Source organism: Georgenia sp., assembly GCF_054605595.1.
Map to the genome: position 1 here is coordinate 1 of NZ_JBTSDU010000043.1, position 21,550 is coordinate 21,550.

Annotated in this window: 18 protein-coding genes; 15 read left to right on the plus strand and 3 right to left on the minus strand. The window is 74.1% G+C overall.

What is annotated here, in order from left to right:
- Positions 1-71 precede the first annotated feature (71 nt).
- Complete coding sequence (locus ACYC1Z_RS07120) at positions 72-296, minus strand: DUF3107 domain-containing protein (RefSeq protein ID WP_461408829.1); 225 nt, start codon at positions 294-296, stop codon at positions 72-74.
- Between the two features lie 201 nt (positions 297-497).
- On the opposite strand from ACYC1Z_RS07120, the gene ACYC1Z_RS07125 reads away from it, so the two are divergent.
- Entirely contained in the window at positions 498-3,806 is a 3,309-nt protein-coding gene (locus ACYC1Z_RS07125; protein ID WP_461408830.1) for a PD-(D/E)XK nuclease family protein, read from the plus strand.
- Entirely contained in the window at positions 3,803-7,414 is a 3,612-nt protein-coding gene (locus tag ACYC1Z_RS07130; RefSeq protein ID WP_461408831.1) for a UvrD-helicase domain-containing protein, read from the plus strand. Before ACYC1Z_RS07125 ends, ACYC1Z_RS07130 begins: the two co-directional genes overlap by 4 nt.
- Before the next feature lie 50 nt (positions 7,415-7,464).
- Here ACYC1Z_RS07130 and ACYC1Z_RS07135 read toward each other — a convergent pair whose 3' ends face one another.
- Positions 7,465-8,742: a phosphotransferase gene (locus ACYC1Z_RS07135; protein WP_461408832.1), complete on the minus strand. Its 1,278-nt coding sequence runs from the start codon at positions 8,740-8,742 to the stop codon at positions 7,465-7,467.
- Between the two features lie 185 nt (positions 8,743-8,927).
- On the opposite strand from ACYC1Z_RS07135, the gene ACYC1Z_RS07140 reads away from it, so the two are divergent.
- The 7 genes from ACYC1Z_RS07140 (at position 8,928) to ACYC1Z_RS07170 (ending at position 13,675) form a co-directional block, all read left to right on the plus strand.
- A complete protein-coding gene (locus ACYC1Z_RS07140; protein WP_461408833.1) occupies positions 8,928-10,160 on the plus strand; it encodes a CpaF family protein in 1,233 nt (410 codons plus the stop codon).
- Entirely contained in the window at positions 10,160-11,020 is an 861-nt protein-coding gene (locus tag ACYC1Z_RS07145) for a type II secretion system F family protein (protein WP_461408834.1), read from the plus strand. The genes ACYC1Z_RS07140 and ACYC1Z_RS07145 overlap by 1 nt, the downstream gene beginning before the upstream one ends.
- Positions 11,017-11,949 carry a type II secretion system F family protein gene (locus ACYC1Z_RS07150; RefSeq protein ID WP_461408835.1) on the plus strand — a complete coding sequence of 311 codons (933 nt, stop codon included), beginning with the start codon at positions 11,017-11,019 and terminating at the stop codon, positions 11,947-11,949. Before ACYC1Z_RS07145 ends, ACYC1Z_RS07150 begins: the two co-directional genes overlap by 4 nt.
- Before the next feature lie 79 nt (positions 11,950-12,028).
- Positions 12,029-12,226 (plus strand): hypothetical protein, encoded by a 198-nt coding sequence (locus ACYC1Z_RS07155; protein ID WP_461408836.1) that lies wholly within the window; start codon positions 12,029-12,031, stop codon positions 12,224-12,226.
- 26 nt (positions 12,227-12,252) lie between these two features.
- Complete coding sequence (locus ACYC1Z_RS07160) at positions 12,253-12,690, plus strand: TadE/TadG family type IV pilus assembly protein (protein WP_461408837.1); 438 nt, start codon at positions 12,253-12,255, stop codon at positions 12,688-12,690.
- A complete protein-coding gene (locus tag ACYC1Z_RS07165; protein WP_461408838.1) occupies positions 12,687-13,181 on the plus strand; it encodes a pilus assembly protein in 495 nt (164 codons plus the stop codon). Before ACYC1Z_RS07160 ends, ACYC1Z_RS07165 begins: the two co-directional genes overlap by 4 nt.
- The gene (locus ACYC1Z_RS07170; RefSeq protein WP_461408839.1) at positions 13,178-13,675 is read left to right on the plus strand and encodes a pilus assembly protein TadG-related protein; all 498 of its coding nucleotides are present in this window, start codon (positions 13,178-13,180) and stop codon (positions 13,673-13,675) included. The genes ACYC1Z_RS07165 and ACYC1Z_RS07170 overlap by 4 nt, the downstream gene beginning before the upstream one ends.
- Here ACYC1Z_RS07170 and ACYC1Z_RS07175 read toward each other — a convergent pair.
- A complete protein-coding gene (locus ACYC1Z_RS07175; RefSeq protein WP_461408840.1) occupies positions 13,638-14,114 on the minus strand; it encodes a CBU_0592 family membrane protein in 477 nt (158 codons plus the stop codon). The two genes, ACYC1Z_RS07170 and ACYC1Z_RS07175, sit on opposite strands and share 38 nt — an antisense overlap.
- 72 nt (positions 14,115-14,186) lie before the next feature.
- On the opposite strand from ACYC1Z_RS07175, the gene ACYC1Z_RS07180 reads away from it, so the two are divergent.
- The 6 genes from ACYC1Z_RS07180 (at position 14,187) to ACYC1Z_RS07205 (ending at position 21,310) form a co-directional block, all read left to right on the plus strand.
- Complete coding sequence (locus ACYC1Z_RS07180; RefSeq protein WP_461408841.1) at positions 14,187-15,092, plus strand: LysR family transcriptional regulator; 906 nt, start codon at positions 14,187-14,189, stop codon at positions 15,090-15,092.
- Positions 15,093-15,236: 144 nt separating this feature from the next.
- A complete protein-coding gene (locus tag ACYC1Z_RS07185; protein WP_461408842.1) occupies positions 15,237-16,841 on the plus strand; it encodes a phosphoribosyltransferase family protein in 1,605 nt (534 codons plus the stop codon).
- 163 nt (positions 16,842-17,004) lie between these two features.
- Positions 17,005-18,126, plus strand: coding sequence for a peptide chain release factor 2 (gene prfB / locus ACYC1Z_RS07190; protein WP_461408843.1), 1,122 nt, complete (start codon positions 17,005-17,007; stop codon positions 18,124-18,126).
- Positions 18,127-18,352: 226 nt separating this feature from the next.
- A complete protein-coding gene (gene ftsE, locus ACYC1Z_RS07195) occupies positions 18,353-19,042 on the plus strand; it encodes a cell division ATP-binding protein FtsE (RefSeq protein WP_461408844.1) in 690 nt (229 codons plus the stop codon).
- Positions 19,043-19,044: 2 nt separating this feature from the next.
- Positions 19,045-19,959 carry a permease-like cell division protein FtsX gene (gene ftsX, locus ACYC1Z_RS07200; RefSeq protein ID WP_461408845.1) on the plus strand — a complete coding sequence of 305 codons (915 nt, stop codon included), beginning with the start codon at positions 19,045-19,047 and terminating at the stop codon, positions 19,957-19,959.
- Between the two features lie 7 nt (positions 19,960-19,966).
- Positions 19,967-21,310 (plus strand): murein hydrolase activator EnvC family protein, encoded by a 1,344-nt coding sequence (locus tag ACYC1Z_RS07205; RefSeq protein ID WP_461408846.1) that lies wholly within the window; start codon positions 19,967-19,969, stop codon positions 21,308-21,310.
- The last annotated feature ends 240 nt before the right edge of the window (positions 21,311-21,550 follow it).

Below are 21,550 nucleotides of genomic sequence, written 5' to 3' on the forward strand. Positions count from 1 at the left end.
TACGCCTCAGGGTAGCGCGCCGGACCCACCGGTGGCGGGGGAGCCCGCGTGGCGCCCCTCACACGACCCGGTCAGACCAGCCCGAATCCCACCCGCCGCGGCTCCTCCTCACCGAGCTCGACGAAGCCGAGCGCCCCGGCCGGGACGACGACGCGGCGGCCCTTCTCGTCCTTCAGCACCAGGGTGGTGTCGTCGGCGATCGCCTTGTCCACCGCCGTGAGGACGTCCTCGGGGCTCTGGTCGGACTCGAGCGTGATCTCGCGTGCGACGTTCCGGACTCCGATGATGATCTGCACGATGACTTCCTCCTGTGGTGGGTCGTCGAGCGCCGAACTCCGGCCTCGATGTGCTCCCGACATCGTAGGTGGTGCCGGGGAGACCACGGGGACCGGCCACGTCCTGCACGCCTGCTCGCGACGCTCCGCGGATCCCCCGGTCCGACCCCGCCCGGGCGGGGTCGGCGGCACGATGTCGGTGGTCCGTGATGACAGTCGGGCATGGACCACTCCGCCCGGCGCGCCCCCCTGCGCCTGCTCCCGCCCGTCGCCCCGCCGGCCCCGCCGGCACTGGACGACGCACAGGTGCGGGCCGTGGCGTGGCCCTCCGGGGCGGGGCATCTGATGGTGGTCGGTGCCTCGGGCACGGGCAGGACGACGACGGCGGTGGCGACCTTCCTCGCCCGGGCCGAGCAGGCCGCCGGGCCGGGACCGGCGGTGTCCGGCCCGGCCGGGCCGGGCCACGGCGCCGGCGTGGTGATGCTGGTGCCGACCAGGCGGGGCGCCGCCCGCGCGCGAGACGCCGTCGCCCGCCGCCTCGCGCGCACCACCGGCGAGGTGCTGGTGCGCACCCCGGCGTCGTTCGCGTACTCCGTGCTGCGGATGCGGGCCGCGCTGCTCGGCGTGCCCGCCCCCACCCTCATCACCGGCCCCGAGCAGGACCAGATCCTCGGCGAGCTGCTCGAGGGCCACCGGGCGGGGCTGGGTGCGCGGGTGCGGTGGCCGCAGACCATCGGCGCCGAGACGCTCGCCCAGCGGGCGTTCCGGGACGAGCTGCGGGACCTGTTCATGCGGGCGGCGGAGCTCGGGCTCGGCCCGGCAGGGCTGGCCCGGCGCGGCGAGTGCTTCGACCGTCCCGAGTGGGTGGCCGCGGCGGCGCTGCTCGAGGAGTACCAGCAGGTGACGGCCCTGGGCGAGACGACCCCGGACCGCGGCGCCCGGCTGGACGCCGCGCGCATCGTGGACGAGGCCGCGGCAGCGCTGCGGGCCTGGGAGCGTGAGGTGCCCGGCCACCCGCGCCCGCGCTGGTCCTCGGTGGTGGTCGACGACCACCAGGACTCCACGCTCGCCACGGCCCGGCTGCTCCGCGTGCTCGCCGACGACGGCAGCCAGCTGCTCCTCTTCGGTGACCCGGACGCCGGCGTCCAGACCTTCCGCGGTGGTGTGCCCGGGCTCGTCGGCCGGGCCCAGACGGACGAGCCGCTCGGCGGCTTCGGCGCCACCGGCCTCGTCCTTCCCACGGTGCACCGTGGGGACGCGGACCTGCGCGCCGTCGCCGCGGCGGTGACGGGCGCGATCAGCACCGCCGGCACGGCCGCGCACCGGGGCGCGGTGGCGGCGGCCGGTGCCGGGACCGAGCCCGCCACGACCACCCGGCTGCTGCCCTCCCGGGCACAGGAGGGGGCGTACGTGGCGCGCGTCCTGCGGGAGGAGCACCTGTACCGCCGCACCCCCTGGGCCGACATGGCCGTCGTCGTCCGGGGCAGCGCGGACGTCGCCGCGTTCCAACGGCTGCTGCGCACCTGGGGAGTGCCGGTCGACGCCGCCACCCCTGGCGTGCTGGGCGAGGCGCCCGCCGTCCGGCCGCTGCTCCTGGCCCTGCGCGTGCTCGTCGCCGAGCGGGCCGAGCGTGCCGGGCTCCCCCGACGCGGGTGGCTCACCGACCGCCTCGACGGCGAGCGGGCAGTCGCGCTGCTCACCTCGGCGCTGGGCGGCATGGACGCCGTCGCGCTGCGCGCCCTGCGGCGCACGCTGCGCGGCCGCGAGCGCGCCGCCGGGGGTGGTCGGGCCCTCGACGAGCTGCTGGTCGAGCTCCTGGGCAGCCCCGAGACCGCCGCGTCGCTCCCCGCTCCGGTGCGCCGCGGACCGGCGGCCGTGGCATCGGTGCTCGCCGCGGGACGTGCCGCGCTGGAGCGCCCGGCGGCCACGGCCGAGACCGTGCTCTGGGCCCTGTGGGACACCACCGGCCTCGCCGACCCGTGGCGGGAGCGGGCACTCGCGGGCGGTCCCGGCGCCGAGCGGGCCGACGCCGACCTCGACGCCGTCATGGCCCTCTTCCGGGCCGCCGAGCAGTACACCGACCGGGCCGCCGGCGGGGGCCCCGCGGGCTTCCTCGAGCACCTGGACAGGCAGGATCTGCCCGCCGACTCGCTCGCCGCCCGGGGGGTGCGCGCCGACACCGTCGCCGTCGTCACCCCGGCCGCCGCGGCGGGGGAGGAGTGGCAGGTGGTCGTCGTCGCCGGTCTCCAGGAGGACGCCTGGCCCGACCTGCGGCTGCGCGACTCCCTGCTGGGTGCGGGGGCGCTGACCGACGTCGAGGCGGGGCGGTCCCCCGATGGGCGGCGGGCCCTCGCCCCGGCACGTCGGGAGGTGCTCGACGACGAGCTGCGCATGTTCGCCGTCGCGGTCTCGCGTGCCACGCGCCGCCTCCTCGTGACGGCGGTGTGTGACGAGGAGGAGCAGCCCTCCGCGTTCTTCGACCTGCTCGACCCGGAGCAGGACGCCGACGGCGGCCGCGTGGTCGCCGGCGCACCACCCGCCCTCGACCTGCGCGGGCTCGTGGCCGAACTCCGGTGCACCCTCGAGGCCGAGCCCACGACCGGGCCCACGACCGGGCCGACGGACGAGCACGGCCTGGTCGAGGAGGACGGCGCCGTCGGAGCGCGGCGTGCTGCCGCCGCGGCGCTGCTGGCCCACCTCGCCGCCCAGGGCGTCCCCGGCGCCGACCCCGCCTCCTGGGCCGGCTTCGCGCCGCTCAGCACGCAGATGCCGTTGCGGCCCGACGGTGCGCAGGTCCCGGTCAGCCCGTCCGGTGTCGAGCAGGCCACCACGTGCTCGCTGCGCTGGGTGCTGGAGCAGGCCGGTGGGCGCGGCGAGCGGAGCCTCGACCAGTCGGTCGGCTCGCTGGTGCACGAGATCGCCGCCGAGCTGCCCCACGGCACCACCGAGGAGCTGCGGGCCGCGCTCGCCGACCGCTGGGCCGGGCTCGGGCTGGGGGAGGGGTGGGTGGCCGGTCGGCAGCGTCACCTCGCCGAGGCGATGGTCGACCGCCTCGCGGCGTACGTGGCGGGGATCCCCGGCCGGGTCGACGCCGAGCGCGAGTTCGCCGCCGACGTCGGCCGTGCACACCTGACCGGGCGGATGGACCGCGTGGAGCACCTCGACGACGGCCGCGTGCGGGTGGTCGACCTCAAGACCTCCGCGCACCCGGTCTCGACGGGGCGGGCTGTCGAGCACGCCCAGCTGGGCGCCTACCAGGCCGCCGTCGACTCGGGTGCCTTCGAGGACGTAGCCGGGGCGGCGGGCGGGCGGCTCGTCTACCTCGGCACCGGCGCGCGGGGGGCGATCGTGCGGCCACAGCCCGCGCTCGCGGACGCGGCGGACCCGGAGTGGGCCACCCGGCTGGTCGCCGATGCGGCCGAGGCCATGGCCGGTGAGCGCTTCGTGGCGCGCCTGAACGAGCAGTGCGCGCACTGCCCGGTGCGCACCTCCTGCCCGTTGCAGGACGAAGGAGGCCGGATCACCGGATGAACACCACCACCACGGCCACGACCGGTACCGGCCGCAGCTCCGTCGACATCGCGGCAGCGCTCGGCCAGTTCGCCCCCACGCCGGAGCAGCAGGCCATGATCGAGGCCCCGCTCGAGCCGCTGCTCGTGGTCGCCGGCGCCGGCTCGGGCAAGACGGAGACGATGTCCGCCCGCGTCGTGTACCTCGTCGCGAACGGCCTCGTGGAGCCCGAGCAGGTGCTCGGTCTGACCTTCACCCGCAAGGCCGCCGGCGAGCTGGCGCAGCGTGTGCGGCAGCGGCTGCGAAAGCTCCGAGCAGTCGGGCTCGTACCCGGCGCATCCACCGCCGTCCCGGCCCCGCCCGCCTCCGGCCCCGTCGTGCCCGGCGCCACCTCGGCCGGGCCCGGACCCCAGCCGCCGGGCCTGGACGCCGACCGGCCACGTGTCGCGACCTACAACTCCTTCGCGGGCGACCTCGCCCGCGAGCACGCCCTGCGGATCGGGGCCGACCAGGACGCTCGCCTCATCACCGAGGCCGCCGCCTGGCAGCTCGCCGACGACGTCGTGCAGGGCTGGGACACCGCCCTGCCGACCGACCGCTCCCCGGCCACCGTCACCGACGCCGTCCTCGCACTCGCCGGGTCCCTCGCCGAGCACCTGCTCGTTCCGGACGACGCCCGTGAGCTCATGGCCGACCTGGTGCGCGACCTCGTCGAGAAGGAGCCTGAGGGCCGCGTCAAGCGGCCCCGGGCAGACGTCGCGAAGATCGCCGTCAGCCTCCAGGAACGCATCGCGCTCCTCGACCTCGTCGAGGCCTACGCCCGCCGCAAGCGCGAGCGCGGCCTCGTCGACTTCGCCGACCAGGTGGCGCTCGCGGCACGTATCGCGCAGGAGGTCCCCGAGGTGGGGGCCCAGCTGCGCGACCGGTACCGCGTCGTCCTGCTCGACGAGTACCAGGACACCTCCGTCGCCCAGCTCCGGCTGCTCGCCGCGCTGTTCGGGCAGGGCCATCCCGTCACCGCCGTCGGGGACCCGAACCAGGCCATCTACGGCTGGCGCGGCGCCTCTGCCGCGGCCCTGGCGACCTTCCCCGCAACCTTCCGCACCGGCGCCGGCGAGCCGGCCCGCACGCTCGAGCTCAGCACCTCCTGGCGCAACGACCACGCCGGCCTGGCCGTCGCCAACACCATCTCCGCCCCGCTGCGCACCACCCGGACCGAGGGCCCCACCGTGGCGGTGCCCGTGCTCCGCGCCCGGCCCGACGCCGGACCGGGCGAGGTGCTCGGCGGCTACGCCCTCACCCAGCCCGAGGAGGCGCGCCGGGTCGCCGCGTTCCTCGCGCAGCGGTGGGACCCGCGCACGCCGGAGACGGCCGCCGTGCTGTGCCGCAAACGCTCGCAGTTCCCCGACATCGTCCAGGCCCTGCGATCCGCGGGCCTGCCGCACCGCGTCCTGGGCCTCGGCGGCCTCCTCGCCACCGCGGAGATCGTCGACCTGCGTGCCGCCCTGCAGGCCGCGCACGACGCCGGCCGGGGCGACGCGCTCATGCGCCTGCTGACGAACCTGCGGCTCGGCGCCGCCGACCTGCACGCGCTCGCGGACTGGTCCCGCGAGCTCGCCCGGACCGCGGTCTCGGAGATCACCGACGACGACGCGCGCCGCCTGGACCCGCGTGAGGAGTCCAGCCTCGTCGAGGCGGTGGAGCACCCGCCGGTCGCGGGCTGGACGAGCCGCCGTGGCCACACCTTCTCCGCCGCGGCGGAGAAGCGGGTCCGGCGCCTGGGCACCACGCTGCGCCAGGTGCGCACGCTCGGCTATCTCCCGCTGCCCGAGCTGGTCGTCCAGACCGAGCGCCTGCTGGGCCTGGACATCGAGGTCGCCGCGCGAGGGGGCCTCGGCGGGGGGAGCGCCCGGGCCGCGCTGGACACCTTCGCCGATGTCGCCGCCTCGTTCCAGGCCGACGCCGAGGGCGCCGGCCTCGGAGCGTTCCTGGCCTGGCTCGACGCCGCCGAGGAACGCGAACGCGGGCTGGACGCCGCGGACCGGTCGGACGAGGAGCCCGAGTCCGCCGTCGTCCAGGTGCTCACCGTGCACGCTGCGAAGGGGCTCGAGTGGGACCTGGTCGCCGTCCCGGGCCTGGTCGAGAGTCAGTTCCCCGGCTACGCCGGCACCCCCGCTGCGGACGGGGCGGCGCGGGACGCCGCCTGGCTCACCGACGTCCGGGAGCTGCCGTACCCCCTGCGGGGCGACGCCCAGTCGTTGCCGGTCCTCGACCTCGCCGGCGCCGTCACCCACGTCGACGTCGACGACGCCCGCGAGCAGTTCCGCGCCCTCGCCGGCCGGCACCGGGTGGCCGAGGAGCGCCGCCTCGCCTATGTGGCGGTCACCCGGGCGCGCCACACGCTGCTGCTGACCGGGTCATGGTTCCGCACGGGCAAGACGGCGCTCGCGCCGTCCCGATTCCTCAGCGAGCCCGCCAGCGTCGGGCAGGTGACGGATCTGCCGGCACCCGTCGCCTCACGGCCCTCGTCAGCGGACGCCGCCGCCGAGGAGCCGGGCGCCCCGACAGGCGAGCCGGGCGCCCCGGCCGAGGAATGGACCGCCTGGGTGCCGCGGCCGGCCGACGACGTCGCCAACCCCGCCCTCCAGGAGGAGGTCACCGCCGCCTGGCCGACCGACCCGCTCGGGCCACGCCGGCCCCGGGTCGAGGCGGCCGCGAACGCCGTGCGAGCCGAGATCGAGCGGCAGCGGACGCAACCGGTGACCCTGACCGCTGACGCCGCTGACGCCGCTGACGCCGCTGACGCCGCTGAACCCGCGCACCCCGCCGACCCCGCCGAGCCGTCCGAGCCGTCCGGCTCCGCCGTTCCCGCGACCAGTCCGGGCGACCTCACCAACCCCGCCGACGTCCTCGAACGCGTGGACCCGGCCGTCTCACGCTGGGTCGAGGACGCACGCCTGCTTCTCGCCGAGCGGGACGCCCGGCACCAGCGCGCCCACGACGTGCCGCTGACCGGGCACCTGTCTGCCTCGGCCGTCGTCACCCTCGTCACCGACCCGGGCGCCTTCGCACACGACCGTCGACGGCCAGTCCCCGCCGAGCCCACACCGGCTTCCCGGCGCGGCACCCGCTTCCACGAGTGGGTCGAGCGGTTCTACGGCCAGGGTGCGCTGCTCGATGTCGAGGACGTCGCCGGCAGCGGCGAGGACCGGACCGAGGGGGGCGACCTCAGCGACGCCGAGCTGGCCGCGCTGCAGCGCACGTTCCAGGCGTCGCCGTGGGCGCAGCGGGAGCCGGTCGCGGTGGAGGTCGATCTCGAGACGCCGGTCGCCGGCACCGTGGTGCGTTGCCGCATCGACGCCGTCTTCGACGGGCCGGACGGCCCGGAGGTCGTCGACTGGAAGACGGGCCGTCCACCCCGCGGGGCGGACGACCTGGCCGAGAAGGAGATACAGCTCGCCCTCTACCGGCTGGCCTGGTCGCGGGCGACCGGTACGCCACTGGAGCGGGTGGGTGCGGCGTTCTACTACGTCGGCCACGACGCGGTCGTGCGGGCCGGGGCGCTCACGGAGGAGCAGATTGTCACCCGGATCGCCGGCGCCCTCGGGATCGACGACACCGGTGGATGACCCGCACCGGGACACGCGGGACGGGGGACGCGCGCCGTGAGCGCAGCGGGTCAGTTCCCCGGGTGCTCGTCCTCGTCGCGGTCGGTGCCGTCCGCGCTGAGGAAGTCCGGGAGGACTCCGCCCAGGTGCAGTCGCTCGGTCACGGCGGGGTCACCGGCGAGCATGCGGTCGAGCGGGTCGTCGTCGCGGTGGTCCGCGGTCCCCTCGTCCACCGCGCCGCCGTTCTCCGCGCCCGCCGCGCTGGTGTCCACGCCGCCGTCGACGTCGACCTCGTCGCCCGCCGGCTCGTCCTCGACCAGGTAGCCGTTCTCGTCGACGGCCGCCTGGTCGTGGGCCGTCTCGTCGACGACCGTCTCGTCGCCGGCCGCGTTGTCGTCCACAAGGACCACCGGCACGCGCGAACCGATGGGAGGCGCGTCGTCGACGTCCGCCGCGAGCGTGGCCAGCATCGCCGCGGCGTCGTCCACGATCGACCGCTCCTCGGCGCGCACGCCGTGCAGGAGCCAGCGGGCGAGCGCGAGCTCGGAGACCAGCAGCGCCCGGTCCATGAGATGTACGTCCGCACCCTCGGTGCGGGCCAGCGCGTACGCCTCCTCGATCGAGTCGAGCGACTCCTCGGGCGCCGAGGCCAGCAGCCAGGCGAGGTCTTCGGCGGGGTCGCCCACATGGACGTCGGCCAGGTGCATCATCGCCGTGATCTGGCTGTCCTCGACCAGGACGTGCTCCGGTGCCAGGTCGCCGTGCACCGGTGTCGTCCGGAAGCGCCACAGCGCCACGTCCTCGAGCGCCCGTTCCCACCGGTTGAGCAGCACCGAGGGCACCTGGCCCGTCCGTGCGGCCTCGTCCACCTCCGCCAGGCAGCGGCGGCGGTAGGCGTCCGCGTCGTACACCGGCAGCCCGGAGTCGGCCACGATCGCGGCGTCGAGCTCGTGGAAGGCCGCGATGGCCCGGCCGAGCCGGGCGGAGAGCCCCGGCCCCGCGGTCAGCTCCTCGAGCACGATCGGGCGCCCCACCAGCTCGCGGTGCACCAACGCCCGGCCCCCTTCCGGGAGCTGGGCGAACCCGGCGGGCCGGGGGACGTCGAACGGCAGCGCGCCGCGGTCGACGGCGACGGCGAGGTTCGCCAGCAGGGCGACCTCACCCTCCAGCGCCGCCCCGGCGGCTGGATGCAGCGGCGCGCGGACGACCCAGTGCCGGCCACCGGCGTCGAGGACACCGGTGGTCTGGAAGTCGCTGGTCACCCGCTGCGGCGGCCGCGTCGCCACGACATCGAGGCCGGGGACCGCCGTCGTTGCGAGCGCGGCGAGGGCAAGTGCTGATCGAACCACGTACGTAACCGTAGGCGCGTGCGGCGCATCCGGTGCGGCGCACGCGCCGGGCGAATCACCCATCCGGGGACTTCTCCACAGATTTCCCAAACCGCTGCCGCCGACCGGTCGTCTCCCCTACCGTCTCCGGGAGGGGGACCGGACGGTCGGTGCCCATACCGGACCGTCACCAGGGGGTGCTGTCGATGGACGGCGTGGCACTGCTCGAGTCCGAGGACCGCGAGCACGTCCGGCGTCGGGGGCTCGACCCGGTCAACGAGCTCGCCGCCGTGCGTGCGCTCGTGGCCGATGTCGTGGCCGACTACGACGACAGGTCGCTCGCCGGGGTCGTCCCGCCGCTCGCCGACCCCGACGACGCGGCCAAGCTGGTGATCGCCGCCGTCGCCGGTCTGGGCCCCCTGCAGCCCTACCTCGAGGACCCCGAGGTGGAGGAGATCTGGATCAACGAGCCGGGGAAAATTTTCATCGCCCGGTCCGGCAGGTCGGAGTTGACGACGACGATCCTCGACCACGACCAGGTCCGCGACCTGGTCGAACGCATGCTCCGCGTCTCTGGGCGGCGCCTCGACCTGTCGACACCGTTCGTCGATGCCGCGCTGGAGACCGGTGAACGCGTCCACGTGGTGATCCCGGACATCACGCGGTCCGCCTGGGCGGTCAACATCCGCAAGTTCGTCACGAGGGCACAGCGACTCAGCGACCTCGTCCAGCTCGGCTCCCTCACGCCACCGGCCGCGGGGTTCCTCGACGCCGCCGTCGTCTCGGGGCTGAACATCCTGGTCTCCGGGGCGACGCAGGCCGGCAAGACCACCATGGTCGGGGCCCTGGCCGGGGCCATCCCGTCGGGCCAGCGGGTGATCACCGCCGAGGAGGTCTTCGAGCTGCGGCTCGCCAACCGCGACACCGTCGCGATGCAGACACGACAGCCCAACCTCGAGGGCACCGGTGCGGTGCCGCTGCGGCGTCTGGTGAAGGAGTCGCTGCGGATGCGGCCCGACCGCATCATCATCGGCGAGGTCCGCGAGGCCGAGGCGTTCGACATGCTCGTCGCCCTCAACGCCGGCATCCCGGGGATGTGCACCCTCCACGCGAACTCCGCTCGGGAGGCCGTGACCAAGCTCTGCACGCTCCCGCTCCTGGCCGGTGAGAACGTGACTGCGGCGTTCGTGGTCCCCACCGTGGCCACGGCGGTCGATCTCGTGGTCCACCTCGAGCTCGACCGGGAGGGCCGCCGAGGCGTCCGGGAGATCGTCGCCGTGACCGGCCGCGTCGAGGACGGGGTCGTGGAGACCGCAGAGGTGTTCGTCAGGCAGGACGGGCGTCTCGTCCGGGCCGGCGGCTACCCGGGTGGCGACGAACGATTCGCGCGGGCCGGGTACGACGTCGCCGCGCTGCTCGCCACCGAGGACTGGCGCTGATGGGAACCGTCGCGGGTCTGCTCCTGGGGGCGGGTCTGCTCGCCGTCTGGTTCTCGTTCTTTCCCCGCGCCGAGCCGTCGCGCCGGCTGAAGGCGCCCTGGTCCGAGCGCACCCAGGACCTGCTCGTCCAGGCGGGGGCGCCGTCGGTCAGCCCGCTGTCGCTGCTGCTCACCTCCGCGGGCCTCGGCACCCTGACGTTCCTCGGTGGCCTCGGCATCACCGGGTCGCCGCCCATCTCGCTGTGCTTCGCCATCATCGGCGCCGGGACCCCGTGGGTGCTCGTGCGGGCCCGCGCACGGCAGCGGCGCACCGCGCTGCGCACCGTGTGGCCGGAGGTGATCGACGATCTTGCCTCCGGCGTCCGGGCCGGTCTCTCCCTGCCGGAGGCGCTGATGGCGCTGGCGCAGCGGGGGCCCGAGGAGGTCCGTGCCGAGTTCGCCCGCTTCGCCGACGACTACCGGGCGACGGGGCGTTTCGCCGACGCGCTCGAGACGCTCAAGGCGCGGCTCGCGGACCCGGTCGCGGACCGCATCGTGGAGGCGCTGCGCCTGACCCGCGAGGTCGGCGGTACCGACCTGGGCCGGCTGCTGCGCACGCTCTCCCAGATGTTGCGGGAGGACCTGCGCACGCGTGGGGAGCTGGAGGCGCGCCAGTCATGGACGGTCAACGGCGCCCGGATGGCCGTCGCCGCCCCCTGGATCGTGTTGCTCATGCTGTCGACCCGGGGTGCGGCCGCTACGGCCTACAACTCGCCCACCGGGGCGCTCGTGCTCGCCGTCGGTGCGGGATCCTCGGTCCTCGCCTACCAGCTCATGGTGCGGATCGGCCGGCTCCCCGAGGAGACGAGGGTGCTGCGATGACCCCCACGACCGCCGGCGCGGCAGCCGGGCTGCTGCTCGGCCTCGGGCTCTGCCTGATCCTGTGGCGCCTGGCGGCGCGACGGATCACGCTCTTCGACCGGGTCGCGCCCTACCTGCGTGAGCGGCCGCGCAGCTCCCGGCTGCTCGCCGAGCGCCACGACCACACGCCCTTCCCGACGCTCGAGCGGCTGGTCGCACCGTGGTTGCACGACGCCGGCCGACTCTTCGAGCGCCTGGGCTCGTCGTCGGTCAGCATCCGAGGCCGCCTGAACCAGTCCGGTGGTCACCTGACGCACGACCAGTTCCGTACCGAGCAGCTCGCCTGGGCGGTCGTCGGGCTGGCGGTCGGGCTCTTCTTCGCCATCACCGTCGGGGTGCTGCGCGGCACACCGATCGTCCCGCTCCTGATGGGCGTCCTGCTCTGCGGCGTGGGCGGCGCGGTCGCCCGGGACCAGGCGCTCACGCGCGCCGTCACCCGGCGACGGGAGCAGATGAAGACCGAGCTTCCCGACGTCGCCGAACTCCTCGCGCTCGCGGTCGGCGCCGGAGAGGGGCCCGTCGGTGCGCTGGAGCGCATCGTCCGGTCCACGCAGGGCGTGCTGAGCGACGAGATCCGCCGAACCCTCGCCGAGGCGCGGTCGGGCGTCGCGCTGACCGTCGCGCTGGAGCGCATGGCGGCGCGGACCGGTGCGCCGTCCGTCGCCCGCTTCGCCGAGGGCGTCGGGGTCGCACTGGAGCGGGGCACCCCGCTGGCCGACGTCCTGCGCGCGCAGGCGCAGGACGCACGGGAGCTCAGCCGGCGCGAGCTGATGGAGGTCGCCGGGAAGAAGGAGCTCGGGATGATGGTCCCGGTCGTGTTCCTCGTGCTCCCGGTGACCGTGCTCTTCGCGATCTTCCCCGGAATCTCGGTGCTGCAGGTCGGCCTGTGAACGGACCCGTGACATCCGGCAACGCTCCCGACAATCACGCACCCGCCGCTCCGCCCGCCCCGCACTGGAGGAACCTCACATGTGGAATGTCATCGCCGCCCTGCTGCTCACGCGTCTCGCTCCCTCCGACCCGACCGAACGGGAACGCGGCGACGTCCCTGGCTGGGTGCTCGTCACGCTCATGACGGCCGGCCTGGTCGTGGCGATCTGGGCGCTCGCCGGGCCCGCTCTGGAGAACGTGTTCAACACGGCGATCGACCGGGTCCTGAACTTTTGAGCCGGCGTCACCACGCACGGGCCTTCGTGGCGGTGTCGTCGTGGCCGGCGGCAGTGCTGCGCCGGTACCGGGACATCTCGCGCGCCGGGCCGGTCCGCGGCTCCGTCGTCGTCGAGTTCGTCCTGGTCTCGGTGCTGGTCGTCGCGATGGTGCTGGGCCTGGTCCAGCTCACGCTGGCGCTGCACGTGCGCAACACCCTGATCGACTCCGCCTCCGAGGGGGCCCGGCACGCAGCGTTGAGCGGCTCGAGCCTCGGCGAGGGCGTGGCCCGCACCCGCGAGCTCATCGGCCTGACCCTGTCGGACCGATATGCCGAGAACGTCAGCGCCACCACGGTGGACGACGGCGGCACCACCCTCGTGCGCATCGAGGTCGCCGCACCGCTGCCCGTGCTCGGCCTGCTCGGGCCGGGCGGCGTCGTCACCGTCGCCGGTCATGCGGTCCTCGAACCGGTGCTGCCGTGATCGCGGGCCGGTTCCGCCGTCGGGTGGCGGGCGTCCTCCGGCGCCGCCGCGGGGCGCCGGATCGGGGGGAGGGCGGCAGCGCGGTGGTGGAGTTCCTCGGGGTCAGCCTCCTGCTGCTCGTCCCCATCCTCTACCTGGTGCTCACGCTGGCGCGTATCCAGGCGGCCGCCTTCGCCGCCGAGGGTGCCGCGCGCGAGGCGGGCCGGATCATCGCGGTGGCGCAGACGCTCGAGACCGGCAGCGCCCACGCCCATCGGGCGGTCGAGGTGGCGTTCTCGGACCAGGGGATCGACGTCGTCGGGCCGGATGTCATGCGTCTCACGTGCGCGGCCGACCCGTGCCTGACGCCCGGTGCGGAGGTGCTCGTCGAGATCGGTGTGACGGTGGCGCTGCCGCTCGTGCCCGACTTCCTGGCCGACGTGGTCCCGACACAGATCCCGGTCAGCGCCACCCACCTGGTGGCTGTCGGCATCTTCCAGGACGCGCCGTGACGGGGCCCGCCGGCACCGGGCCCGCCGCGAGGAGTGGCGACGAGGGGCAGATCATGCTCCTGACCCTGGTCTTCGCGGTGGTCACGATCACGCTCGTCCTGGTGGTCGCCGCCGCGTCCGCCGTGCACATCGAACGCAAGCGCCTCATGGCGCTCGCGGACTCGGCCGCGGTGGCCGCCTCGGATGCGATCAGCGAGCAGTTGTACTACGAGGCCGCCGCGGAGGGCCTCGGCCCGGGTACCGGAGCGACCTATGTGCCGCTCACCGACGCCACGGTGCACGGGGCGGTGACCGACTATCTCGCCCGGGCGCCGGCCGAGGTGAGCGGGGAGTTCGAGCAGCTCCGGGTCGTCGATCCCACCGGTTCACCGGACGGGATGAGCGCTCAGGTCACGCTCACCGCGGTGGCGACGCTGCCGATGGTGCCGTGGGTGCTCGTGCCGTGGAGCGACGGGATCACCCTGCGTGTGACCTCGACCGCACGGGCCGGGTGAGACACGCCGTCCGACCGGACGGGTGGGTGGAGCCTCCGGGCCGCGAGCCCTTCGGGTGGTGCAGGTGGGCGTCGGGTGCCGAGGGCATGGTCGGCGCCGGCCCAGAGCCCGGTGAGTGCGTTCGGCCCGAGGTGCGGATCAAGCGCTCGCTGAATCGGATCACCCGTGCCCGGGGCCGCGCGAAGATCGCCGCACGCTTGAGAGTGAGGACGGCCTGGACGCCGATCGCGATCCAGATGATGTTCACCACCGCGGAGGGCCACGCACCGTTCGCGGAGGCGGACACGGCGAGGGCGGCGGCACCACCGATGTTGAGCCCCTGGAAGACCATCGAGTTCGGGGCGATGCGACCCTGGGTGACCATGGCGTAGGCACTCACCGATGCCAGTGCGCCAACCCATCCGGTGATGGTGATGGCGGTGCTGACCAGGTCGCTCACGACAGCAATACTGGGCTGCCACGCCCTAAAGATCAATCGAATGATTCCGCATACGGCATACACTCTTGCTTCATGGATATCGACCCACGAAGGCTTGGGTTCCTCTTGGCCGTCAGCAGGTCTGGAGGAGTCCTTGCAGCGGCGGAATCGCTCGGCCTGAGCCCCTCGGCTGTCTCCCAGCAGATCGCGCGGCTCGAGGCGGAGACCGGAGTGCGCGTGCTCGACCGGCAGCCGACCGGCGCCACGCTGACCCCGGCGGGACGCCTGCTGGCCGAGACGGCGGAGCGGATCGAGTCCGAGGTGGGGGAGACCCGTCGCGCCCTCGCCGCCCTGGAGGGTGACATCTCCGGTGTCGTCGTGGTCGGTGCCTTCCAGACGGCGATCCGTGCCGTGCTCGTCCCGTTGATGGCGGAGCTGGAGCAGACCCTCCCGGGGGTGTCGCTCGTGGTGCACGAGGTGGGGGAGGAGTCCGGACGGCGCGGACTCCGACGCGGCGAACTCGATCTGCTCGTGATCGAGCACGACGTCTCGGCGCCGGAGCCCGCCCCGCCGGCCAGCCGAGACGTGCCGTTCCTGGAGGAGCCGTGGGTCGTCGCCATGCCCGCGACCGACCCGGTGCCCACCACCCCGCTCGATCTCGTCGAGGTGAACTGGCTCGCCCCACAGCCCGGGGGTGCGGCGGCCCGGGCGCTGAACCGGCTCGCGACCGAGCTCGCCTTCAGCCCCCGCACCGTCCACCACTACCTGGACTTCGATGTGGCGCTCGCCATGGTGGGCGCCGGCCTCGGCATCGCGCTGGTGCCCGAGCTCGCGATACGCCGGCACCTTCCCGAGAACGTGAGGTGGGAGTCGCTCCCGGGCCTCGCCACGCGTCGCCTGTTCATCCGGCACCGGGTCAACCGCACCGAACCGCGGGCGGCCACGCTGGCGGTCCTGGAGCAGATGGTGCGGGTGGCGGCGAACCTCGATCCGGTGTGAGCGGCGGCCGATGAGGCTGCCGGGGACACAGGCCACGTGAGCCACGCGCCTACCCAGGACATGCGTTCGACCGCCGACGTCGGCGGGGCGTCAACGAATCCATGATGCGATTGCGCCACTGCCGGGCCGGGCGCATGCTGCGGTATGGGGTTTTCTGGGCGACACACACCAGGCCCCGGCCGGGACGAAGCGGTCGACCGCTTCGCGAACCGGGCGCAGGCCGGCGACATGCTGGGCGAGGCGCTCGCCGCCCGGCTGGGTGAGTCGCCGGCCGACGTCGTCGTGATCGCGCTCCCGCGCGGTGGGGTGCCGGTCGCCGGGCGGGTAGCGGCTCGCCTGCACGCGCCCCTCGACGTGGTCGTGGTCCGCAAGCTCGGGCTGCCGTCACAGCCCGAGGTGGCCGTGGGAGCCGTCGGGGAGGGGGGCGTGATCGTCGTCAACCCTTGGCTGGCTCGTCGGGTGCCGGGGGATCGGCTCGATGCCCTCGCGCGCCGGGAGGAGGCGGAGGTCGCCGCCCGGGTCGCCCGGTGGCGCGGCGGGCCTGGCCTGCTCGGCGAGGTCCCTGACGGGGTGGGCCGGCTCGGTGAGCTGCGCGGCCGCACGGTCATCCTGGTGGACGATGGCATCGCCACCGGTGCCACCGTGCGGGCCGCCGTCACGGTGCTGCGTGAGCACGGCGCGGACCGGATGGTGCTCGCGGTGCCCGTGGCGGCGCGGGACTCGCTCGAGCTGCTCGCGGCCGACGTCGACGACATCGTGTGTCTCCTCGCCCCCGACGACTTCGGTGCGGTGGGGCGCTGGTACGAGGATTTCGGCCAGGTGCCCGACGACGACGTCCGGCGCCTTCTCGACGACGCCGCGCGCGACGTCCGGACGCATGACCCCGGACCGACGGACCCCGGACCGACGGACCCCGGTCCGACGGACCCCGGTCCGACGGACCCCGGTCCGACGGACCCCGGACCGAGGGGCACAGGAACGTTTGCCACCGGAGCGCAGGATGCGGGCTCGCCTGTTGACGGGCCGCGTGGCGCCGGCCCGTTCGCCACCGGAGCGCAACAGGTGGGCCCGCCTGCCGCGGGACCTCGGAGTGCCGGACCGCCTGCCGCTGCCCGGACACCGACGTCGGTCGAGATCCCGAGCGACGTCGGACCCCTGGTGGGCAGCCTCACCGTGCCCGACGGCGCCACCGGTCTCGCCATCTTCGCCCATGGCTCGGGCAGCGGCCGCCACAGCCCCCGCAACGTCGCGGTCGCCCGGCAGTTGAACGCCGCCGGCCTGGCGACGCTGCTGCTCGACCTGCTCACCCCCGAGGAGGCCGGCGCTCGCGCGGCGGTGTTCGACATCGGCCTCCTCGCCTCCCGGCTCGGGGCGGCGACGGCGTGGGTTGGTGCCGAGCCCGCCGTGGCGGGCTATCCGCTCGGATACTTCGGAGCGAGCACGGGCGCCGCCGCAGCCCTGTGGGCCGCCGCCGACCGCCCGGACCACCTGCGCGCCGTGGTCTCCCGCGGCGGGCGGCCGGACCTCGCGGCCGAGCGGCTCCCGCTGGTCCACGTGCCGACCCTGCTCGTCGTCGGCGAGCGGGACACGGAGGTCCTGGTGCTCAACCGCGCCGCCCAGCAGCGGCTGACCTGCCCGACCGAGCTCGACGTCGTCCCGGGCGCGACCCACCTCTTCGAGGAGCCCGGGACCCTCGAGACCGCGGGCGCGCTCGCCGTCCGGTGGTTCCTCACCCACCTGCACGCGTGAGCGTCGCCCGGCCGCCCAGGCATGCCCAGCCCCGCACCTCCCACCCGTGCACCTCCCACGTCCCACGTCGCACCTCCCACATCGCTCCCGCACGGCCCCGTCGTCCCGCTCCGGGCCGGGGCCGCAGACGCCACGTCCGGGCGCGTCGCGTAACCTGACCCCCGTGGCAACCGACTTCTCCTCCGAGATCCAGCACCTGCGCACGACGTTCGAGTCGATCCGCGCGGTGACGGACCCCGCCGCGCTGCGCGCCACCATCGCCGACCTCTCCGAGAAGGCGGCCGCCCCCGACCTGTGGGACGACACGGATGCCGCTCAGGCCGTGACGTCCCAGCTCTCGCACGCGCAGGCCGAGCTGGCGCGCGTGGCGAAGATGGGGGAGCGGATCGAGGACCTCGCGGCGCTCGTCGAGCTGGGTCAGGAGGAGGAGGGCGCCGACGCCGCTGCCGTCATGGAGGACGCCGAGCACGAACTCACCGCCATCCGCAAGTCGCTGGGAGAGCTCGAGGTCCGCACCCTCCTCGGCGGCGAGTACGACTCCCGCGAGGCCGTCGTCAGCATCCGCGCCGGGGCCGGCGGCGTCGACGCGGCCGACTTCGCCGAGATGCTCCTGCGCATGTACCTGCGCTGGGCGGAGCGGCACGGCCACCCCACGAAGGTGCTCGACACCTCCTACGCGGAGGAGGCCGGCCTGAAGTCCGTCACCTTCGAGGTCAAGGCCCCCTACGCCTTCGGCACGCTGTCCGTCGAGGCCGGCACCCACCGGCTGGTACGGATCTCCCCGTTCGACAACCAGGGCCGGCGCCAGACGTCCTTCGCCGCCGTCGAGGTCATCCCGCTCATCGAGCAGACCGACCACATCGACATCCCCGAGTCCGAGATCAAGGTCGACGTCTTCCGCTCCTCCGGCCCCGGCGGCCAGTCCGTCAACACCACCGACTCCGCGGTCCGGATGACGCACATCCCGACCGGCATCGTCGTCTCGATGCAGAACGAGAAGTCCCAGATCCAGAACCGGGCCGCCGCGCTCCGCGTGCTCCAGTCCCGTCTCCTCCTGGTGCGCCGGCAGGAGGAGAACGCCACGAAGAAGGCCATGGCCGGCGATGTCAAGGCCTCGTGGGGTGACCAGATGCGCTCCTACGTGCTGCAGCCGTACCAGATGGTCAAGGACCTCCGCACCGAACATGAGTCCGGGAACCCCTCGAGCGTGTTCGACGGCGAGATCGACGAGTTCATCGATGCCGGCATCCGCTGGCGCAAGAGCCAGGAGAACGCCGCCGTCTGACGTACGACGTACGACGTACGACGCACCGTGCGCCAGGTGGTAGCACCGCCCGAAACACCGTGCGCAGAGTGGTAGCACCGCCGGGAACACCGCGCACAGGGTGGATAGCACCGCCCGGACTGCCCCGTTGCGGCGTGTCCTCCCGGTCGTGCGCGACGGCGGTGCCTACTCTCATGGTGGCCAGAGCACCACTTCCCCCATCCTCGAGACTGGCCGCCCCCGACACGTGATCAGATTCGACAAGGTCTCCAAGGTCTATGCGCGTGGCGCTCGCCCCGCGCTCGACCAGATCAGCCTGGAGGTGGAGCGCGGCGAGTTCGTCTTCCTCGTCGGGGCCTCCGGCTCGGGCAAGTCGACGTTCCTGCGGCTCGTGCTGCGCGAGGACCGGCCCACGGCCGGGGAGATCTACGCGTTGGGCCGCGATCTCTCGCAGGTCTCCCGGCGCAAGGTCCCGCACCTGCGCCGCCAGATCGGCGCGGTGTTCCAGGACTTCCGGCTCTTGCCGAACAAGAACGTCTTCGACAACGTCGCCATCGCCCTGCAGGTGATCGGCAAGCCCCGCCACCACATCCTCACCACCGTCCCCGAGGTGCTCGAGCTCGTCGGCCTGGACGGCAAGGAGCGACGGCTGCCCCACGAGCTCTCCGGCGGCGAGCAGCAACGCGTCGCCATCGCCCGCGCCATGGTCAACCGCCCGCAGCTCCTCCTCGCGGACGAACCGACCGGCAACCTCGACCCCACCACCTCGATCGGCATCATGCGCCTGCTCGACCGCATCAACCGCACCGGCACCACCATCGTCATGGCGACCCACGACGACGAGATCGTCGACCAGATGCGCAAGCGCGTCGTCGAGCTGTCCGACGGCGTCGTCGTCCGGGACCAGTCGCGCGGCGTCTACGGCGCGGGGAGGTAGACGTGCGAATCCGGTTCGTCCTCACCCAGACCGCCCAGGGCCTCTCCCGGAACCTGGCGATGACCATCTCGGTCATGCTCGTGACGTTCGTGTCCCTGATGTTCGTCGGCGCCGCGGCCCTCCTGCAGACCCAGATCGGCAACCTCAAGAACGACTGGTTCGACAAGGTCGAGGTCTCGGCCTTCATGTGCCCGACCGGCTCCGCCGAGCCCGGGTGTGCCGCCGGCGAGGCCACCCCCGAGCAGGTCCAGGCCATCGGCGAGCTGCTCGGGTCCGAAGCGCTGGCACCCTACGTCGACGAGGTCTATCTCGAGTCCAAGGAGCAGGCCTACGAGGCCTTCCAGGAGCAGATGGCCGACACCGTCTGGGCACAGTCCCTCACCGTGGAGCAGATGCAGGTCTCCTACCGCGTCAAGCTCGACGACCCCGAGCAGTACCAGATCGTCGCGGACGAGCTCGAGGGGCGCCCCGGCGTGGAGATCGTCGTCGACCAGCGGGAGCAGCTCGAGCCGCTCTTCCGCATCCTCAACAGCGCCACGGTGCTGACCGCGGGCCTCGGCGGCGTCATGATCATCACCGCCGTCCTCCTCATCACCACCACCATCCGGCTCTCCGCCATGTCCCGGCGCCGCGAGACGGGCATCATGCGCCTGGTGGGCGCCTCGAACTTCTTCATCCAGCTGCCGTTCCTGCTGGAGGGCGCCTTCGCCGCGCTCGTGGGCGCGGCGCTTTCCGTCGGCGCCCTGTGGCTGGGGGTGCGGTACCTGATCGAAGACTGGCTCACGCAGACCACACCGTGGGTACAGTTCATCGAGACCGGCGACGTGCTCGCGGTCGCGCCCTTCCTGGTACTCGCGGCGATCCTGCTCGCCGGGATCAGTTCCGTGGTGACCCTCGGCCGCTACACGAGGGTGTGAGGAGAGCATGGACGTCCCCCGCCGCACCCGCCACCTCGCCCGCGCCGCCCTCGTGCTCACGCTCGGCGTCGGCCTGCTGGTGCCGTCCCCGGCCCTCGCCGACTCCCGGGACGACCTCGTGCGCCAGCAGGACGAGAACGCGGCGGAGCGCGAGCGGCTCGAGTCCACCCTCGAGGGCGTCGACGCCGATCTCGCCGGGACCTACCTCAAGCTCGAGGACGCCCGGGCCCGGCTGCCCGCCGCGCAGCAGAAGCTCGCCGAGGCCGAGGAGGTCCTCGCCGCCGAGCAGCGCACGCACGACCAGATCGCCGGCCGGCTGGCGATCGCCGAGGAGGAGGCCGCCTCGCTCGAGAACGCCATCGCCGAGGGGTCGCAGAAGATCGACGCCACCCGCGCCGCGATGGGCGAGCTCGCGCGCAGCACGTACCGCGGCGAGAACGCCGTGAGCACCATCTCGGTGGTCCTCGACTCCTCCTCCAGCGAGGAGTTCCTGCGCGGCTACGCCGTCGTGGAGACGGCGGCGCGCGCGCAGACCCAGGTCCTCGACGACCTCGAGGTCGCGGCCGCTGTGGGCCGGAACCAGCGCGAGCGTCAGGAGGCCGTGACCGTGCGGATCGGCGAGCTCAAGGCCGACGCCGCGGAAGCGGTCGCCGCCGCCGCCGCTGCCCGGGTCGCAGCCGAGGAGCGCGCCGCAGAGATCGCGGCGCTCGAGGCCCAGATGGTCTCGCTCGCCGCGACGCTCGAGCAGCAGAAGACGGCCTATGCGGACCAGCTCGCCGAGCTCGAGTCCGACCAGGCCGAGCTCGCCCGCGAGATCGCGGCGATCGACGCGGAGAACCGGCGCAAGGAGGCCGAGCGCCTGGCCCGGGAGCGGGCGGCCCGCGAGGCCGGTTCGGCACCCGCGCCGCCACGCGTCTCGAGCAGCGGGTTCCTCACCCCGCCCGTGCCGAACCCGATGTATGTGACGTCCCCCTACGGCTACCGGATCTACCCGATCACCGGCGGCTGGTGGATGCACAACGGCACGGACATCCGTTCCGCGTGCGGCAACCCCCAGTTCGCCGCCGCCGGCGGCACCGTGGCCGCGGTGCGCCCCGCCCGCGGCAACGGCACGCACGGCAACCAGGTGATCATCAACCACGGCTACATCGACGGCGCCTCCTACGTCACCGTGTACAACCACCTCGGCGGGTTCGGCGTCGGTCAGGGGCAGGGCGTCGTTCAGGGGCAGGTCATCGGCACCACGGGCGCCACGGGGAACACCACCGGCTGCCACGTGCACTTCGAGGTGTGGCGCGACGGCACGGTGATCGACCCGATGGGTCTACCGGGCTTCATCCAGCGCAACTGACGTGCGCCGGGTTCGCCGCGGACTCGACTGAACAGCACCGGCGGTGGGCAGAGGCCTCTCGCCCGCGGCGGGTTCTTGTGCCGCCGGCGCGTGGTGCACCACCCGCCGTCGGCACAAGAACCCGCCGTCGGCGTGCGCGCGGCCCCGGCTACGGGCGGGGTGGACCCGGCGCGGTCGGATGGAAGGGTCGCTGCCGGGCGGTCCCCCGGGACAGGTCGGGCCCGGACCCCATGGGCCGGA

What these genes read in the sequence shown, in the direction of transcription:
- ACYC1Z_RS07125 (WP_461408830.1), top strand. Translation starts at nt 498, where the DNA reads ATGGACCACTCCGCCCGGCGCGCCCCCCTGCGCCTGCTCCCGCCCGTC.
- ACYC1Z_RS07130 (WP_461408831.1), top strand. Translation starts at nt 3,803, where the DNA reads ATGAACACCACCACCACGGCCACGACCGGTACCGGCCGCAGCTCCGTC.
- ACYC1Z_RS07140 (WP_461408833.1), top strand. Translation starts at nt 8,928, where the DNA reads ATGGACGGCGTGGCACTGCTCGAGTCCGAGGACCGCGAGCACGTCCGG.
- ACYC1Z_RS07145 (WP_461408834.1), top strand. Translation starts at nt 10,160, where the DNA reads ATGGGAACCGTCGCGGGTCTGCTCCTGGGGGCGGGTCTGCTCGCCGTC.
- ACYC1Z_RS07150 (WP_461408835.1), top strand. Translation starts at nt 11,017, where the DNA reads ATGACCCCCACGACCGCCGGCGCGGCAGCCGGGCTGCTGCTCGGCCTC.
- ACYC1Z_RS07155 (WP_461408836.1), top strand. Translation starts at nt 12,029, where the DNA reads ATGTGGAATGTCATCGCCGCCCTGCTGCTCACGCGTCTCGCTCCCTCC.
- ACYC1Z_RS07180 (WP_461408841.1), top strand. Translation starts at nt 14,187, where the DNA reads ATGGATATCGACCCACGAAGGCTTGGGTTCCTCTTGGCCGTCAGCAGG.
- ACYC1Z_RS07185 (WP_461408842.1), top strand. Translation starts at nt 15,237, where the DNA reads ATGGGGTTTTCTGGGCGACACACACCAGGCCCCGGCCGGGACGAAGCG.
- ACYC1Z_RS07205 (WP_461408846.1), top strand. Translation starts at nt 19,967, where the DNA reads ATGGACGTCCCCCGCCGCACCCGCCACCTCGCCCGCGCCGCCCTCGTG.